The organism is Maribacter sp. TH_r10 (genome assembly GCF_033101095.1).
Lineage (GTDB): Bacteria > Bacteroidota > Bacteroidia > Flavobacteriales > Flavobacteriaceae > Maribacter_A > Maribacter_A luteus.
Map to the genome: position 1 here is coordinate 1 of NZ_JAWMPY010000021.1, position 1,624 is coordinate 1,624.

Here is a 1,624-nt window from a genome sequence, read left to right on the forward strand (position 1 = left end):
TGCCATCGCATTGAATACCGCCAAAACCGGAATCACTCCGGCACAGGCTGCCATCGTTGCGAATACCTCGGGTGTGAACACAGGTGATCAGGATATTTCAGGTATCGCTACTAATGCAGCAAACATTAGTTCCAACGATGACGACATCCTTGCGTTACAGAACGAACAAACTACCCAAAATGATGCCATTGCATTGAACACCGCTAAAACGGGAATCACCCCGGCACAGGCGGCCATCGTTGCGAACACCTCCGGGATCAACACAGGTGATCAGGATATTTCCGGTATCGTTGCCAATGCAACTGCCATTTCAAATAACAATGCCGCCATTGTAGCCAACGATGCTGATATTACAGATTTACAGAACGAACAGACTACCCAGAACGATGCCATTGCATTGAACACCGCTAAAACGGGTATCACTCCGGCACAGGCTGCCATCGTTGCCAATACCTCCGGGATCAACACCGGAGATCAGGATATTTCAGGGATTGCTACCAATGCAACTGCCATTTCAAATAACAATGCTGCCATTGTAGCCAATGATTCCGATATCACAGATTTACAGAACGAACAGACTACGCAGAACGATGCCATTGCATTGAACACTGCTAAAACCGGAATCACCCCGGCACAGGCTGCCATCGTTGCCAATACCTCTGGCGTGAACACTGGAGATCAGGATATTTCAGGGATAGCTACTAATGCAGCAAACATCAGTTCCAACGATACGGACATTGCAAACAACACTTCCAATATCAGTGACAACGATGACGACATCCTTGCGTTACAGAACGAACAAACTACACAGAACGATGCCATCGCATTGAACACTGCCAAAACGGGGATCACCCCGGCACAAGCGGCCATCGTTGCCAATACCTCCGGGGTCAACACAGGTGACCAGGATATTTCCGGTATCGTCACCAATGCCACTGCCATTTCAAATAACAATGCTGCCATTGTAGCCAACGATGCTGATATTACTGCTCTACAAGCAGAACAAACTACACAGAACGACGCGATTGCATTGAACACTGCTAAAACGGGGATCACTCCAGCTCAAGCGGCCATCGTTGCGAATACCTCTGGCATGAATACAGGTGACCAGGATATTTCAGGGATAGCTACCAATACCACTGCCATTTCAAATAACAATGCTGCCATTGTAGCCAACGATGCTGATATTACAGATTTACAGAACGAACAGACTACGCAGAACGATGCCATTGCATTGAACACTGCCAAAACGGGGATCACTCCGGCTCAAGCGGCCATCGTTGCGAATACCTCCGGGGTCAACACCGGTGATCAGGATATTTCCGGTATCGCTACCAATGCAACTGCCATTTCAAATAACAATGCTGCCATTGTAGCCAACGATGACGACATCCTTGCTTTACAAAACGAACAGACTACGCAGAACGATGCCATTGCATTGAACACTGCTAAAACGGGAATCACCACTGCCCAAGCGGACATCATCGCCAATACCTCTGGAATCAACACCGGTGACCAGGATATTTCAGGTATCGCTACCAATGCCACTGCCATTTCAAATAACAATGCTGCCATAGTCGCCAATGATTCCGATATCCTTGCTTTACAGAACGAACAAACTACG

General features: G+C 47.8%; 1 protein-coding gene. It reads left to right on the forward strand.

The window, feature by feature from the left end; genetic code table 11:
• The coding region (locus tag R3X28_RS19130) for a hypothetical protein (protein WP_317666477.1) at window positions 1–1,624 on the forward strand (1,624 nt) is incomplete at both ends.